We start from the raw sequence: 17,459 nt of genomic DNA on the forward strand, positions 1-17,459 counted from the left end.
GGGTTGGTGCCGGTCGGTTCGCTCCCTAAGCTCGCGGATGACGCGCCATCGGGTACGCCGGGGAATTCCACCCGGCGGACCGCGGTGGCCCTTGCGAAACGCCAATCCGCCCAGGTCGACGGGTGGGCAATTCCACCCGTGAATTCCGTTCGGCTATTTCCGGCGCATTACGTGTTGAGGTGTCCCATGCCTGAGGTCCATGCCGATGACGCTGCCATCGCCGTCGTAGGACTCGCCTGCCGACTGCCGGGCGCCGCGACCCCGCGGGCCTTCTGGAAGCTGCTGTGCGACGGCGTGGAAGCGATCGGTGACGTCCCCCTCGACCGGGGCGACCTCGCCGAGCGGGACGTCCCGCGCCGCGGCGGCTTCCTCGACCGGATCGACGGGTTCGACCCGGGCTTCTTCGGCATCTCGCCGCGCGAGGCCACCGCCATGGACCCGCAGCAGCGGCTCATGCTGGAGCTGAGCTGGGAGGCGCTGGAGGACGCCCGGATCGTGCCGGACGCCCTGCGCGGCAGCCGGACCGGCGTCTTCGTCGGCGTGATGGCCTCCGACTACGCCACCCTCGCCCAGCGCGGCGGCGCCGCGCAGATCGGCCCGCACTCGCTGGCCGGCCTGCAGCGCGGCCTGATCGCCAACCGGGTCTCCTACGCCGTCGGCCTGCGCGGCCCCAGCATGACCGTCGACGCCGGACAGTCCTCCTCCCTGGTCGCGGTGCACGTCGCCGCCGACAGCCTGCGGCGCGGCGAGGCCACCCTCGCCCTGGCCGGCGGCGTGCACCTGATCGCGGCCCCGGAGAGCACCGTCAGTGCGGCCCGCTTCGGCGCGCTCTCCCCGGACGGCCGCTGCTACACCTTCGACGAGCGGGCCAACGGCTACGTCCGCGGCGAGGGCGGCGTGGTCGTCGCCCTCAAGACCGTCGCCCGGGCCGTCGCCGACGGCGACCGGATCTACGCCGTCATCCGCGGCAGCGCCGTCAACAACGACGGCGGCGGCGACAGCCTGACCACCCCCAGCCGCGACGCCCAGGCCGACGTGCTCGGCGCCGCCTACCGGCGCGCCGGGATCGCCCCCGACGCGGTGCGCTACGTCGAACTGCACGGCACCGGCACGGCCGTCGGCGACCCGGTCGAGGCGGCGGCCCTCGGCGCCGTCCTCGGCGCCGGCCGCACCCCCGACGCCGCGCTGCGGGTCGGCTCCGCCAAGACCAACATCGGCCACCTCGAAGGCGCCGCCGGCGCGGCCGGCCTGCTCAAGGCCGTCCTGTCGGTGGCCAACCGGCAGCTCCCGCCGAGCCTCAACTTCGAACGGCCCAACCCGCGCATCCCCCTGGACGACCTCGGTCTGCGGGTGCAGACCGCCCTCGAACCCTGGCCCGAGGGCCCGCGGATCGCGGGTGTCAGCTCCTTCGGCATGGGCGGCACCAACTGCCACGTCGTGCTCACGGAGTGGCCCGGCCGGGCCGAGGACCCGCGCGAGCGGACCGCCGACGCCGACGCGCCGGTGCTCTGGCCGCTGTCGGGCCGCACCGAGGACGCGCTGCGCGAGCAGGCCGCCCGGCTGCGCGCCCACCTGGAGGCCACGCCCGCCGCCGACCCGGCCGACGTCGGCCACTCGCTGGCCACCACCCGCGCGGCCTTCGGCCACCGGGCCGCCGTGCTCGGCCGCGGCCGGGACGAACTGCTGCGCCGCCTCGGCTCGCTGGCCGCCGGCGAGCCGGTGCGCGGGGTGGTCTCGGGGGAGACGGACGAGGGCCGCACGGCCTTCCTGTTCACCGGCCAGGGCGCGCAGCGGGTCGGCATGGGCCGGGGCCTGTACGAGGCCCACCCCGCCTTCGCGACCGCCTTCGACGAGCTGTGCGCGGAGCTCGACCCGCTGCTCGGCGGATCGGTCCGCAGCGTGGTGTTCGCGGGTGCGGAGGACCTGGACCGGACGGTGTGGGCGCAGGCCGGGCTGTTCGCGGTCGAGGTGGCGTCGTTCCGGTTGCTCGAATCCTGGGGCGTGGCACCGGAGTTCCTGCTCGGGCACTCGATCGGTGAGATCGCGGCCGCCCATGTGGCGGGCGTGTTCTCGCTCGCCGACGCGTGCGCCCTGGTGGCGGCGCGGGGCCGGCTGATGCAGGCGCTGCCGAGCGGCGGGGCGATGCTGGCGGTGCAGGCCGCCGAGGCCGAGGTGCGCTCGGAGATCGGTGACCGCCTGGACGTGGCGGCCGTCAACGGCCCGACCTCCGTGGTGGTTTCCGGTCCGACCGAGGTGGTGGAGGAGTTCGCGGCCCGCTGGCGGGCCGAGGGCCGCAAGACCAGCCGGCTGACGGTCTCGCACGCCTTCCACTCGGCGCTGATGGAGCCGATGCTCGCCGAATTCGCCGCCGTGCTCGCGGAGTTGACCTTCGCCGAGCCGCGCATCCCGGTCGTCTCCAACCTGACCGGCGGGATCGCCGAGCCCGGGCTGCTCACCACCCCCGACTACTGGGTCCGCCAGGTCCGCGAGGCCGTCCGCTTCGCCGACGGCGTCGACACCCTGCACCGCGAGGGCGTCACCCGCTTCCTCGAAGTCGGCCCGGACGGCGTGCTCTGCGCGATGGCCCGGCAGGCCGGCGCCCAGGGCCTGCTGGCCCCGGCCCTGCGCAAGGACCGCGACGACGCGGAGACCCTGCTCGGCGCCGTCGCCCGGCTCTACACCGCCGGCGCGCCGCTGGACTGGGACGCCCTCTTCGCGGGCCACGCCCCCCGACCGGTCGACCTGCCCACCTACGCCTTCCAGCGCCGCCGCTTCTGGCTGGACGCGGCCGCCCGTCCGGCCGTCGAACCCGCTCCCGCCGCGCCGGCCCCGGTCGAGGCCCCGACCGGGCCCGCCGCCGAGCGGCGGGACGAGCGGGCGCTGCTGCACCAGATCCGCGCCCAGGTCGCCGCCGTCCTCGACTACGAGACCCCCGGCGACGTGGACGCCCGGCTCACCTTCCGCGACCTGGGCTTCGACTCGCTCACCGCCGTGGAACTGCGCGACCGCCTCGCCGCGGCCACCCGGCTGCGGCTGCCGGACTCCCTGGTCTTCGACCACCCGACCCCGCTGCGCCTGGCCGAGCACCTGTCCGGCCTGCTCTACGGCGAGCCCGCCGCCGTCGCGCCCGCGACGCCCGCCCCCGGCGCCGTGAGCGCCGAGCCGATCGCGATCGTCGCGATGAGCTGCCGCTACGCGGGCGGCATCGACACCCCCGAGACCCTGTGGCAGGCGGTCCTCGACGGCCGCGACCTGGTCACCGGCTTCCCCGAGGACCGCGGCTGGGACATCGCGGGCGTCTACGCCGACGAGGGCCGCAACCCGACCGGCACGCTCACCCCCGCCGGGGCGTTCCTGACCGACGCGACCCGCTTCGACGCGGCGTTCTTCGGCATCTCCCCGCGCGAGGCCCTCGCCATGGACCCGCAGCAGCGGCTCCTGCTGGAGACCGCCTGGGAGGCCGTCGAGCGCCTCGGCGTCGACCCGGCCGTGCTGCGCGGCAGCCGCACCGGCGTGTTCGTCGGCGCCACCGCCCAGGACTACGGCCCCCGGCTGCACCAGGCCCCGGCCGACCTCGAAGGCCACCTGCTGACCGGCAACACCGCGAGCGTCGCCTCCGGCCGGATCGCCTACGTGCTCGGCCTGGAGGGCCCGGCGGTCACCGTCGACACGGCCTGCTCCTCCTCGCTGGTCGCCCTGCACCTCGCCGCCCAGTCGCTGCGCCTCGGCGAGTGCGACATGGCCCTGGCCGGCGGCGCCACCGTGCTGGCGACGCCCGGCATGTTCATCGAGTTCAGCAAGCAGCAGGGCCTGTCGGCCGACGGCCGCTGCAAGGCCTTCGCCGAGGGCGCCGACGGCACCGGCTGGGGCGAGGGCGTGGGCCTGCTGGCCCTGGAGCGGCTCTCCGACGCCGAGCGGCTGGGCCACCCGGTGCTCGCGGTGATCCGCGGCAGCGCCATCAACCAGGACGGCGCCTCCAACGGCCTCGCCGCGCCGAACGGCCCCTCCCAGGAGCGGGTGATCCGCCAGGCGCTGGCCGGCGCCGGGCTCGCCGCCGCCGACGTGGACGCCGTCGAGGCGCACGGCACCGGCACCGCCCTCGGCGACCCGATCGAGGCCCAGGCGCTGCTGGCCACCTACGGCCGGGACCGCGCCGCCGAGGACCCGCTCTGGCTCGGCTCGGTGAAGACCAACATCGGGCACACCCAGGCCGCCGCCGGCGTCGCCGGGATCATCAAGATGGTGCAGGCGATGCGGCACGGCACGCTGCCGCGCACCCTGCACGCGGACACCCCCTCCAGCCGGGTGGACTGGAGCGCCGGCGGCGTCCGGCTGCTGACCGAGGCCCGGGACTGGCCCGAGCGCGGACGTCCGCGCCGCGCCGCGGTCTCCTCCTTCGGCATCAGCGGCACCAACGCCCACATGATCGTCGAGAGCGTGCCGCAGGACGCCCCGGCGGCCCCCGCCGCCACCGGGACCGGCCCGCTGCCGTTCCCGCTCTCCGCCCACGGCGACGCCGCGCTGCGCGCCCAGGCCGCCCGGCTGGCCGAGGCCGTCCGCGCCGGCGCCGGGCCGGCCGCCGCCGCGTCCCTCGCCGACCTCGGCCTGTCGCTGACCGCCCGGGCCGCCTTCGACCGGCGCGCCGTGGTGGTCGCCGCCGACCGCGAGCAGCTGCTGGCCGGCCTGGACGCGCTGACCCGGGAACTGCCCGCCGCCAACCTGACCACCGGCACGGCCGGCGCCCCCGACGGCCCCGTGTTCGTCTTCCCCGGCCAGGGCTCCCAGTGGGAGGGCATGGCCGCCGAGCTGTACGCCTCCTCCGAGGTCTTCCGCGCCGAGCTCACCGCGTGCGCCGAGGCCCTCGCCCCGCACACCGACTGGTCGCTGATCGACGTGCTGCACGGCGCCCCCGGCGCCCCCTCGCTGGAGCGCGTCGACGTGGTGCAGCCCGCGCTGTTCGCCGTGATGGTGTCGCTGGCGAAGCTCTGGCGGCACTCCGGCGTCGTCCCCGCCGCCGTGATCGGCCACTCCCAGGGCGAGATCGCCGCCGCGCACGTCGCCGGCGGCCTCACCCTGGCCGACGCCGCCCGGATCGTCGCCCTGCGCAGCCGCTACCTGCGCGCCATCGCGGGCACCGGGGGCATGGCGTCGATCCCGCTGCCGACCGCCGAGGTCGAGGCGCGCATCGCCCGCTTCGACGGCCGGATCACCGTCGCCGCGCACAACGGCCCGTCCGCCACCGTGGTCGCGGGGGAGGCCGAGGCCCTCGACGAGTTCGTCGCCCAGTGCCAGGCCCAGGACGTCCGCGCCCGGCGCGTTCCGGTCGACTACGCCTCGCACTCGCCGGCCGTCGACCCGCTGCGCGAGAAGCTGGCCGAGGCCCTCGCCGGGATCGAGCCGCGCGAAGGCCACACGGCCTTCTGGTCCACCGTCACCGGCGGCCTGCTGGCGACCACCGCACTCGACACCGACTACTGGTTCCGCAACCTGCGCCAGGTGGTGCGTTTCGAGCCCACCGTGCGGGCGCTGCTCGCGGCCGGCCACCGCACCTTCGTCGAGTCCAGCCCGCACCCCGTGCTCACCGTCGGTGTCCAGGAGACCCTGGAGGCCGACGGCCGCGGCGGCGCCGCCCTCGGCACCCTGCGCCGCGACCACGGCGGCCCCGAGCGGTTCCTCGGCGCGCTCGCCGAGGCGTACGTCGCCGGCGTCGCGGTGGACTGGGCGGACGCCTTCCCCGGCTCCGCCCGGCGGGTCCCGCTGCCCACCTACCCCTTCCAGCGCGAGCGGTACTGGCTGGCGCCCGGCGCCGGCTCGACCGACGCCACCGGTCTCGGCCTCGACCCCGCCGACCACCCGCTGGCCGGCGCCGCCGTCACCCTCGCGGGCGACGACACCCTCGTCCTCACCGGCCGGCTCGCCACCGCCGACCAGCCCTGGCTCGCCGACCACGTGGTCAACGGCGCGGTCGTGCTGCCCGGCTCCGCGCTCGTCGACCTCGCGCTGCACGCGGGCCTGCGCTGCGGCCACCCGCACCTGGAGGAGCTCACCCTCCAGAGCCCGCTGGTCCTCCCGGCCGACGGCTCCGTCCAGATCCAGGTGGTGCTGCTGCCGCCGGACGAGGCGGGCCGCCGCCCCGTCACCGTCCACTCCCGCCCGCGGGCCGCCGCCGAGGACCGCCCCTGGACCTGGCACGCCACCGGCGCGCTGACCGCCGGGCCGACCGCCGCGCCCGCACCGCAGGGCGCCTGGCCGCCCGCCGGCGCCGTCCCGCTCACGGTCCAGGACGCCTACCCCGGCCTGGCCGGGCGCGGCTACGCCTACGGCCCGGCCTTCCAGGGTCTGACCGCCGCCTGGCGGCGCGGCGAGGAGCTGTTCGCCGAGGTCACCCTCCCCGAGACGCTCCCGACCGAGGGCTTCGGCATCCACCCGGCGCTGCTGGACGCCGCGCTGCACGTGCTGCTGCTCGACGGCGACCCGGCGACCACCCGGCTCGCCTTCTCGTTCGCCGGCGTCCGGCTGCACGCCGCCGGGGCCACCGCCGTCCGGGTGCACGCCGCGCCCGCCGGCCCCGAGGGCGGCTACGCCGTCACGCTGAGCGACCCGGCGGGCGCCGCCGTCCTGGACGTCGACGCGCTCGTCCTGCGGGCCGTCGACCCGGAGCGGTCGGCCGCCGGCCGGAGCACCGCCGACCCGCTCCACCGGCTCGACTGGATCCCCGCCGCCAGCGCCGCCACCGGCGGCGCCGTCCGGACCGCCCCGGCCGACCTCGCCCAGGGCCTGCCGCCGCTCGACGGCGGCCCGGCGCCCGAGGCCGTCCTCCTCCCGGTCACCGGCGACCCCGACGCCCCCGCCGAGAGCGCGCACGCCCTGACCCGCAGCGCCCTCGAGCTGATCCAGGCCTTCCTCGCCGAGGAGGGCCGGGCCGACTCCCGACTCGTCCTGCTCACCCGGCAGGCCCTCGCCACCGGCCCGGACGAGGAGGTGCGCGACCTCGCCGCGGCCGCCGTCCTCGGCCTGGCCCGCAGCGCCCAGATCGAGCACCCCGGCCGCATCCTGATCCTCGACCACGACGGCGAGCGGCCCACCGACGAGGCCCTGCGCGACGCCCTCGCCGGCGACGAGCCGCAGCTCGCGCTGCGCGCCGGCCGCCTGCTGGCGCCGCGGCTGGTCAAGGCCGGACCCGCCCCGCTCGCCGGGGCCGAGCCCGCCCGCACCCCGTTCGACCCGGACGGCACCGTCCTGCTGACCGGCGGCACCGGCGCCATCGGCCGCGTGCTGGCCCGGCACCTGGTCACCGCGCACGGGGTCCGCCACCTGCTGCTGGTCGGCCGCCGCGGCCTGCCCGCCGGGGAACTCGCGGAGCTGACCGCCGGGCTGGACGCCGAGGTCACCGCCGCCGCCTGCGACGCGGCCGATCCGGCCGCCCTGGCCGCCCTGCTGGCCGCCGTCCCGGCCGAGCACCCGCTCACCGCCGTGGTGCACGCCGCCGGCGTGGTCGACGACGCCTCCGTGCAGCGGCTGCGCCCCGAGCAGCTGGACGCCGTGCTGCGCCCCAAGGCCGACGCGGCCTGGAACCTGCACCGGCTCACCCGCGACCTCGACCTGAGCGCGTTCGTGCTCTTCTCCTCGCTGGCCAGCACCGTCGGCGCCGCCGGCCAGGGCAGCTACGGCGCCGCCAACGGCTTCCTCGACGCGCTCGCCCAGCACCGGCACGCCCTCGGGCTGCCCGCCCAGGCGCTGCTCTCCGGCCTCTGGGCGCACGGCGAGGGCATGGGCGGCCGGCTCGGCGAGGCCGACCGGGCCCGCCTGGTCCGCGGCGGCCTGGCACCGATGACCGCCGAGCAGGGCCTCGCGCTCTTCGACGCGGCCCTCGCCGACGGCCGCCCGCTGATCGCCCCGGCCCGGATCGCGGTCGCCGAGGCGGCCGGGCGCGCCGAGGCCGTCCCCGCGGTGCTGCGCGGCCTGATCCGCACCCCGCTGCGCCGGGCGTCGGCCGCCGCGGCGGCGAGCGGTCTCGCCGACCGGCTGACCGTGCTGCCCGCCGCCGACCGCCGCCGCACCCTGCTGGACCTGGTCCGCTCCAGTGCCGCGACCGCGCTGGGCCACGCCGACCCGGCCGGGATCGCGGTGGACGGCGCGTTCAAGGCGCTCGGCTTCGACTCGCTGATCGCGGTGGAGTTCCGCAACCGGCTGAACGCGGCGTCGGGCCTGCGGCTGCCCACCACCGTCGCCTTCGACCACCCCACGCCGAACGCGCTCGCCGACCACCTGCTCGCCCTGCTGACCGACGCCGCCGGCACCGGCCCGGCGCCGGCGGCGGCCAGGGCCGCGACCGCCGCCCCGGGCGAGCCGATCGCGATCGTCGCGATGGGCTGCCGCTTCCCCGGCGGCATCGGCTCGCCCGAGGAGCTGTGGCAGGTCGTCGCCGAACGCGGCGACATGATCTCCACCCTGCCCGCCAACCGCGGCTGGGACCTCGACCGGCTGTACCACGCGGACCCCGACGAGCCGGGCCGCTCGTACACCCGTGAGGGCGGCTTCCTGTACGACGCGGACCTGTTCGACGCCGCGTTCTTCGGCATCTCGCCGCGCGAGGCGGCCGCCGCGGACCCGCAGCAGCGGCTGCTGCTGGAGACGGCCTGGGAGGTCGTCGAGCGCGCCGGGATCGACCCGACCACGCTGCGGCACAGCGCCACCGGCGTGTTCACCGGTGTCGCCACCCAGGAGTACGGCCCGCGGATGGACCATGCCCTGGAGAACTACGGGGGCTACCGGGTCACCGGCAGCGCGGGCAGCGTCGCCTCCGGCCGGGTGGCGTACGCGCTCGGCCTGGAGGGCCCGGCGGTCACCGTCGACACCGCCTGCTCCTCCTCGCTGGTCGCCCTGCACCTCGCGGTCCAGTCGCTGCGGGGCGGCGAGTGCGACCTCGCCCTGGCCGGCGGCGCCGCCGTGATGTCCACCCCGGGCCTGTTCATCGAGTTCAGCCGGCTGCGCGGACTGTCCGAGGACGGCCGCTGCCGGGCCTTCGGTTCGGGTGCGGACGGCTTCGGGCTGGCCGAGGGCGTCGGCCTGGTCATGCTGGAGCGGCTCTCCGACGCCCGCCGCAACGGGCACCAGGTGCTGGCGGTGATCCGCGGCACCGCCATCAACCAGGACGGTGCGTCGAACGGTCTGACGGCGCCGAACGGCCCGTCGCAGGAGCGGGTGATCCGGCAGGCGCTGGCCAACGCCGGAGTCGCGGCCGCCGAGGTCGACGCCGTCGAGGCGCACGGCACCGGCACCACGCTGGGCGACCCGATCGAGGCGCACGCCCTGCTGGCCACCTACGGCCAGGAGCGGGCCGGCGAGCCGCTGTGGCTGGGCTCGGTGAAGTCCAACATCGGGCACACCCAGGCCGCCGCCGGTGTGGCGGGTGTGATCAAGATGGTGCTGGCGATGCGGCACGGCGTCCTGCCGGCCACGCTGCACGCGGACGAGCCGTCCCCGCACGTGGAGTGGGCGACGGGCGCCGTGGAGCTGCTGTCCGAGGCGCGCCCCTGGCCGCAGGCCGGTCGCCCGCGCCGGGCGGGCGTCTCCTCGTTCGGCATGAGCGGCACCAACGCGCACCTGATCCTGGAGGCCGCGCCCGCGACGGCGGCCGAGGAGCCGACGGAGGCCGGGGGTGTACTGCCGTGGCTGCTGTCGGGCCGGACGCCGGCGGCGTTGGGTGCGCAGGCGGAGCGGCTGCGGGAGTTCGTGCTGGGGCGTCCGGAGGCGTCGGTGGCGGATGTGGCGTCCGCGCTGCTGTCGCGGGCGGGTCTGGAGCACCGTGCGGTGGTGCTGGGTGCGGACCGGGAGGCGCTGCTGGACGGCCTCGCGGTGCTCGGTGGCGAGGGTGTGGTCCGGGGCCGGGTCGTTCCCGGTGACGTGGTGTTCGTGTTCCCGGGCCAGGGCTCGCAGTGGGTGGGTATGGCGTGGGAACTCGCCGAGGCCTCACCGGTGTTCGCGGCGCGTTTGGCCGCGTGCGAGGCGGCGTTGGCGCCGTTCACGGACTGGTCGCTGACCGAGGTGCTGCGTTCGGGCGCGGAGTTGGACCGGGTGGACGTGGTCCAGCCGGTGCTGTGGGCCGTGATGGTGTCGCTGGCCGAGGTGTGGCGGGCACACGGTGTGGAGCCGTCGGCCGTGATCGGCCACTCGCAGGGTGAGATCGCCGCCGCGGTGGTGGCGGGTGCGCTGTCCGTCGAGGACGGTGCCCGGGTGGTCGCGCTGCGCAGCCGGGCCATTGTCGAACTCGCCGGTGGCGGCGGCATGGTGTCCGTCGCGGCGGGCAGCGTGGTGGTCGAGGAGCTGATCGGCTCGTTCGACGGCCGGATCTCGGTGGCCGCGTTCAACGGCCCGTCCTCGACGGTGGTCTCGGGCGAGCCCGGCGCGCTGGACGCGCTGATGGCGCTCTGCGAGGAGCGGGAGGTGCGGGCCCGCCGGATCCCGGTGGACTACGCCTCGCACTCCGCCCAGGTCGACCGGCTGCGCGGGCGCATCCTGGACGACCTGGCCGAGGTCGCCCCGGTGACCTCCACCGTGCCGCTCTACTCCACCCTGACCGGCACCCCGATCGACACCGCCCGCATGGGCGCGGAGTACTGGTTCGACAACCTGCGCTCCCCGGTGCGCTTCGAGGAGGCCACCCGCGCGCTGCTCGGCAGCGGCCGCTCGGTGTTCGTCGAGTGCAGCCCCCACCCGGTGCTGACGGTCGGCGTGCAGGAGACCGCCGACGCGGCCGAGACCGCGACGGCCGTGCTGGGCACGCTGCGGCGCGGCCAGGGCGGCCCCGAGCAACTGCTGACCGCCCTGGCCGAGGCCTGGACCGCCGGCGTGGCCGTCGACTTCACCACGCTGCTGCCCGCAGGGCGCCCGGTCGAGCTGCCGACCTACGCCTTCCAGCGCGAGCGCCACTGGCTGGAGCAGGCCGCCGCCCCGGCGGCCGAGGGCGACCCGACCGAGGCCCGGTTCTGGGACGCCGTGGAACGCGAGGACCTGGCCGAGCTCTCCGAGGCGCTGCGGCTGGACGACACGCCGGAACTGCTCGGCTCGGTGCTGCCCGCGCTGGCCGACTGGCGACGCCGCCGCCGGGACCGCTCGACGCTGGACTCCTGGCGCTACCGGATCGGCTGGAAGCCGGTGGACGCCCCGCGCCGGGCGGTCGCCCTGACCGGCACCTGGCTGGTGGTGACCGCCGAGGAGACCACCGCCGAGGAGGTGGTCGCGGCGATCCGCACCGCCGGTGCGCAGACCGTGACCCTGGTCGTGGCCGACCCGGCCGTCGGCCGTACGGCCCTGGCCGACACCCTCCGCGCGGCGCTTCCCGCGGCCGAGCCGTTCGCCGGCGTGGTCTCGCTGGCCGGCCTGGCCGAGGAGCCGCTGCCCGGGACGGTGCTGCCCGCCGGCCTGGCGGTGTCGCTGACGCTGGTGCAGGCGCTCGGGGACGCCGGGATCACCGCCCCGCTGTGGACCCTGACCCGGGGCGCCGTCTCCACCGGCCGGGCCGACCGGCTGGACCACCCGGTGCAGGCCCAGCTCTGGGGCTTCGGCCGGTCGCTGGCGCTGGAGCACCCGGACCGCACCGGCGGCCTGATCGACCTGCCGCCGGTGCTCGACGAGCGCGCCGGGCGGCGCCTCGCGGCCCTCCTCTCGGGTGCCACCGGTGAGGACCAGAGCGCCGTACGGTCCTCCGGGACCTACGCCGCCCGGCTGCTGCGCGCCCCCGAGCCCGCGCCCGCCGGCGAGGGCCGGCGGCTGACCGGCACCGTCCTGGTCGCCGGAGCCGACGGTGCCCTCGGCCGCCAGGCCGCCCGCTGGGCGGCCGGCCGCGGCGCGGCGCACCTGCTGCTGGTCGCCTCCGCACCGTCCGGGGAACTCGCCGACTTCGCCGCCGAGTCGACCGGGGCCGGCACCCCGGCCACCGTGGCCGTCTGCGACCTCGCCGACGCCGACGCGCTCGCCGCGCTGCTGGCCGAGCACCCCGTCGCGGGCGTGGTCCTCACCGCCGAGGTCGGCCCGACCGAGGCCCTGGAGCTGACCGGTCCGGCAGAGTTCGCGGCCGTCCTCGCCGCCAAGACCGCCGGTGCCGCCCGGCTGCACGCCGCGCTCGCGGACGTGCCGCTGGACGCCTTCGTGCTGTTCTCCTCGATCGCCGGGGTCTGGGGCAGCGGCGGCCAGGCCGCCTACGCGGCCGGCAACAGCTACCTCGACGCGCTGGCCGAGCACCGCCGGTCGCTCGGCCTGCCGGCCACCTCCGTCGCCTGGGGCCCGTGGTCCGGCGGCCCGGACGGCCGCGGCGCGGACTTCCTGAGCCGCCGCGGCATCCCGGCCATGGACCCGCGGCTGGCCCTGGCCGCGCTGGACCGGGCCGTCGACCGGGACGAGACCACCGTCGTCGTCGCCGACGTCGACTGGACGACCTTCACGGCCTCCTTCACCTCCGCCCGGCCCAGCCCGCTGCTCGCCGACCTGCCCGGCCCGCGCACCGCCGCGGCCGCCGCCGGCACCGACGGCGCGGCCGCCCTCAGCGGCCGGATCGCCGCACTGTCCGCCGCCGAGCGCGAGCGGGAGACCCTGGCCGTCGTCCGCGCCGAGGTCGCCGCGGTGCTCGGGCACGCCGACCCGAGCGGCCTGGAGACCGGCCGGACCTTCAAGGACCTCGGCTTCGACTCGCTGACCGCCGTCGAGCTGGGCAAGCGCCTGGCGGCCGGCACCGGCACCCCGGTGCCCGCCACCGCCGTGTTCGACCACCCGACCATCGGCGAGATGACCCGCTACCTGGTCGGCGGGCTCGACTCCGGCCCGGCCGCGACGGCCACCGCCGCCACCGACGAGCCGATCGCGATCATCGGCATGAGCTGCCGCTTCCCCGGCGGTGTCGAGGGCCCCGAGGACCTCTGGCGGCTGGTCGCGGCCGGCGGGGACGCGATCGTCGACTTCCCGACCGACCGCGGCTGGGACGTCGAGGGCCTCTACGACCCGGACCCCGACCGGCAGGGGCACACCTATGTCCGCTCCGGCGGCTTCCTCGCCGGCGCGGGCGAGTTCGACGCCGGCCTGTTCGGGATCTCCCCGCGCGAGGCCCTGGCGATGGACCCGCAGCAGCGGCTGCTGCTGGAGGCCGCCTGGGAGGCCTTCGAGGACGCCGGCATCGACGCCACCGCCGTACGCGGCAGCCAGGGCGGCGTCTTCGTCGGCATGACCTCCTCCGGCTACGGGCAGGGCGCGGTGCTGCCGGACGGCGTCGAGGGCCACGTGCTGACCGGCACCACGACCAGCGTCGCCTCCGGCCGGCTCGCGTACACCTTCGGCCTGGAGGGCCCCGCCATCACGGTGGACACCGCCTGCTCCTCCTCGCTGGTCGCCCTGCACATGGCGGCCGGGGCGCTGCGCTCCGGCGAATGCGGCATCGCCCTCGCGGGCGGCGTGACGGTGATGGTGTCGCCCGACTCCTTCATCGAGTTCAGCCGGCAGCGCGGTCTCGCCGTCGACGGCCGCTGCAAGCCGTTCTCGGCGGCGGCGGACGGCACCAGCTGGGCCGAGGGCGTGGGCATGCTGCTGGTCGAGCGGCTCTCGGACGCGCGCCGCAACGGGCACCGGGTGCTGGCGGTGGTGCGCGGCAGCGCGGTCAACCAGGACGGCGCCTCCAACGGCCTCACCGCCCCGAACGGCCCCGCCCAGCAGCGGGTGATCCGCCAGGCGCTCGCCAACGCCGGACTGTCGGCCGCCGAGGTGGACGCCGTCGAGGCGCACGGCACCGGCACCCGGCTCGGCGACCCGATCGAGGCCCAGGCCCTGCTGGCCACCTACGGCCAGGACCGACCGGCCGACCGGCCGCTGCTGCTCGGCTCGGTGAAGTCCAACATCGGCCACACCCAGGCCGCCGCCGGCGTCGCCGGGGTGATCAAGACGATCATGGCGATGCGCCACGGCGAGCTGCCCGGCCTGCTCCACCTGGACGCGCCCTCACCGCACGTGGACTGGTCGGCCGGCGCGATCGAGCTGCCGACCGCCACACAGCCCTGGCCCGAGAACGGCCGACCGCTGCGGGCCGGCGTCTCCTCCTTCGGCGTCAGCGGCACCAACGCCCACGTCATCCTGGAGAGCGCCCCCGTCGAGGAGACGGCGGCCCGCGGCCCGGCGGCACCCGCCACCGGGGCGCCGCTGCCGTGGCTGCTGTCCGCCGCCGACCCCACCGCGCTCGCCGCCCAGGCCGAGCGGCTGCACGGCTTCGCCGACGCGGGGACGGGCACCGACCCGGACCCGGCCGACATCGCCCTGGCACTGGCCACCGGCCGCACCGGCCTGGCGCACCGCGCCGTCGTCCTGGCCGCCGACCGCGCCGGCCTGCTCGCCGGCCTCGGCGCGCTGGCCACCGGCGCCGAGGCGCCCGGCGTGCTGCGCGGCGAGAGCGCCGACGGCCGCTCGGCGTTCCTGTTCTCCGGCCAGGGCTCCCAGCGCCCCGGCATGGGCCGCGCCCTCTACACCGCCTTCCCGGTGTTCGCCGACGCCCTGGACGCCGTCTGCGCCCGGCTCGACACCGAGCTGGACCACCCGCTGCGCGCGGTGATGTTCGCCGAGGCGGACACCCCCGAGGCGGCCCTGCTGGACCGGACCGTCCACACCCAGGCCGCGCTGTTCGCCTTCGAGGTGGCGCTGTTCCGGCTGCTGGAGGACTGGGGCGTGCGCCCCGACTTCCTGCTCGGCCACTCCATCGGCGAGATCGCCGCCGCCCACGTCGCGGGCGTGCTCTCGCTGGACGACGCCTGCACCCTGGTCGCCGCGCGCGGCCGGCTGATGCAGGCGCTGCCCGCCGGCGGCGCGATGCTGGCCGTCGAGATCGACGAGGCCGGGGCCGCCGAGGCGCTCGCCGCCCACGACGGGGTCGACGTCGCCGCCGTCAACGGCCCGCGGGCGATCGTGGTCTCCGGACCGCAGGACGCGATCGCCGACCTGGCCGGGCACTGGCGCGCCGAGGGCCGCCGGACCAGCCGGCTGCGGGTCTCGCACGCCTTCCACTCGGCGCTGATGGAGCCGATGCTCGCCGAGTTCCGCGCCGTCGCCGAGCGCCTCGCCTACCACCCGCCGCGCCTGCCGGTGGTCTCCAACCTCACCGGCACCGCCGTCGGAGCCGAGGAGATCTGCACCCCCGAGTACTGGGTGCGGCACGTCCGCGGGGCCGTCCGGTTCGCCGACGGCGTGCGCTGGCTCGCCGGCCAGGGCGCGACCCGCTTCCTGGAGCTCGGCCCGGAGGCGGTGCTCACCGCCATGGCGCGCCTCACCCTGGACGCCACCGACCGGGACGACGCCGCACTGGTACCCGCTTCCCGGGGCGAGCGGCCCGAGGCCGAGACCCTGCTGGCCGCCGTCGCCACCGCCTGGACCCGGGGCGCCGCGGTGGACTGGTCCGCCGTCCTCGCCGACCGCGGCGGCCGCCGGATCACCCTGCCCCCGTACGCCTTCCAGCGCCGGCCCTACTGGCTGCGCCCCGGCCGGTCCGGGGCCGACGTGACCGGCGCCGGCCTGCTGCGGACCGAGCACCCGCTGCTGACCGCCGCCGTGCCGCTCGCCGACGGCGAGGGCGCGCTGCTCACCGGCCGGCTGTCGCTCGCCGCCCAGCCCTGGCTGGCCGACCACGCCGTGCGCGGCACGGCGATCCTGCCCGGCACCGGCTTCGTGGAACTGGCGCTGCGGGCCGGCCGGGAGGTCGGCTGCACCGCGCTGCGCGAGCTGATGGTCGAGGCCCCGCTGGCCGTCCCCGCCACCGGCGGCGTCCGCATCCAGGTGCGGGTCGGCGACCCGGACCCGGCCGGCGACCGCCCGGTGGCCGTCCACGCCCAGCCCGACGGCGCGGCCGGCTGGACCCGGCACGCCTCCGGCGCCCTGGCCGCCGGGACGGACGCCGAACCGTACGACCTCTCCGCCTGGCCGCCGGCCGACGCCGAGCCGGTGGAGCTGGACGGCTACTACGAGCGGCTGACCGAGGCCGGCTACGGCTACGGGCCGGTCTTCCGCGGGCTGCGCCGGGCCTGGCGGGCCGAGGGCGCCGTCTACGCGGAGATCGCCCTCCCGGCGGGCGCCGCCGAGGAGGCCGCCGGCTACGGCGTCCACCCGGCGCTGCTCGACGCGGCCATGCACGCCACCACCGTCGGCGGGTTCCTCGACGACGCCGGCGCGACGCCGCTGCCGTTCGCCTGGTCCGGGGTGACCCTGCACGCCACCGGCGCCTCCGTGGCCCGGGTCCGGCTCGCCCCCGCGGGCCGGGACGCGATCTCGATCCGGGTCGCCGACGCCACCGGCGCACCGGTGGCCGACGTCCGCTCGCTGACCCTGCGGCCGGCGCCCACCGGTCAGCCGGACGGCCGCCGCGCCGAGGCCGGCGACGCGCTGTTCGCGGTCGAGTGGAGCGCGCTGCCGACCGGCGCCGCCGCCGAGGAATGCCCGGTGGCGGAGCTGTCCGCCGTCGAGGCCGGCCACGCCCGCGCGGCCCTGGTGCTGCACCGGGTCGAGGCGACCGGCGCGGACGACGCCGCCCGGGCCCGCACCGCCACCGCCGGGGCGCTCGACGCCGCCCGGCGCTGGCTGGCCGGCGACCGGGACGAGGCCGACCGCCTGGTGGTCGTCACCCGCGGTGCCGCGGCCGTCCACCCGGGCGAGGAGCCCGCCGACCCGGCGGGCGCCGCGGTGTGGGGCCTGCTGCGCTCGGCCCAGTCCGAGCACCCGGACCGCGTCCTGCTGCTCGACGACGACGGCTCGGCCGACTGGGCGCTGGTCCGCCGGGCGGTGGAGCTGGGGGAGAACCAGCTCGCCGCGCGCGGCGGCGCCCTGTACGCGCCCCGACTGGTGCGCGTGCCCGCCTCCGCCGCGCTGACCGTCCCCGAGGACGCCGCCGCCTGGACCCTCGACCCCACCGAGCCCGGCATCCTGACCAGCCTGCGGCTGCTGCCCGCCGACACCGCCGAGCGGCCGCTCGGCCCCGGCGAGGTGCGGATCGGCGTCCGCGCGGCCGGCGTGAACTTCCGCGACGTGCTGCTCGCGCTCGGCATGTACCCCGAGCGCGCCGAGCTGGGCTCCGAGGGCGCCGGCGTCGTCCTGGAGGTCGGCGCCGAGGTCACCGACCTCGCCCCCGGCGAGCGGGTCTTCGGCCTGTTCCCCGGCGGCTTCGGCCCCGTCGCCGTCGCCGACCGGCGGCGGCTCGCCCGGATCCCGGCCGGCTGGACCTTCACCGAGGCCGCCTCGATGCCGGTCGTCTTCGTGACCGCCTACTACGGGCTGGTGGACGTGGCCGCGGCCCGGCCCGGCGAGTCGGTGCTGGTGCACGCGGCGGCCGGCGGCGTCGGCATGGCCGCCGTCCAACTGGCCCGGCACCTGGGCCTGGAGGTGTACGGCACCGCCAACCCCGGCAAGTGGGACGCGCTGCGCGCGGCCGGTCTGGACGACGC

1 protein-coding gene is annotated in these 17,459 nt (G+C 77.6%); it reads left to right on the forward strand.

All coding sequences use genetic code 11. The annotated features are described in order from the left end of the window. Positions 1-186: 186 nt before the first annotated feature. A partial coding sequence (locus ACIQOV_RS03245) for a type I polyketide synthase (RefSeq protein WP_401044263.1) occupies positions 187-17,459 on the forward strand: 17,273 nt, incomplete at its 3' end.

The organism is Kitasatospora sp. NPDC091257 (assembly GCF_044757675.1).
In the GTDB taxonomy this organism is placed as follows: Bacteria; Actinomycetota; Actinomycetes; order Streptomycetales; family Streptomycetaceae; genus Kitasatospora; species Kitasatospora lactacystinica.